1 protein-coding gene is annotated in these 396 nt (G+C 61.4%); it reads left to right on the forward strand.

The features are described 5' to 3' along the window. Nucleotides 1-396, forward strand: a 396-nt coding sequence (locus AAEY83_RS13030; RefSeq protein WP_351059367.1) for a prephenate dehydratase domain-containing protein, incomplete at both ends; no start/stop codon positions are given.

Raw genomic sequence — 396 nt, forward strand, 5'->3', positions numbered from 1 at the left:
GGTGAATTTCGGCGTGGTGCCGGTGGAAAACTCCACCGAAGGTGCGGTCAACCACACGCTGGATAGCTTCCTCGAACACGACATGGTGATCTGTGGCGAAGTCGAGCTGCGCATCCACCATCATCTGCTGGTCGGCGAAAACACCAAGACCGACAGCATCAGCCGCATCTATTCCCATGCGCAGTCGCTGGCCCAGTGCCGCAAGTGGCTGGACGCGCATTACCCGAATGTCGAACGCGTCGCGGTGTCGAGCAACGCCGAAGCGGCCAAACGGGTCAAGGGTGAGTGGAATTCGGCGGCCATTGCTGGCGACATGGCGGCGGGGCTGTACGGCCTGACGCGTCTGGCCGAGAAGATCGAAGATCGCCCGGACAACTCGACGCGCTTCCTGATGAT

It is taken from the genome of Psychrobacter sp. TB20-MNA-CIBAN-0197 (assembly GCF_040309765.1).
In the GTDB taxonomy this organism is placed as follows: Bacteria; Pseudomonadota; Gammaproteobacteria; order Pseudomonadales; family Moraxellaceae; genus Psychrobacter; species Psychrobacter submarinus.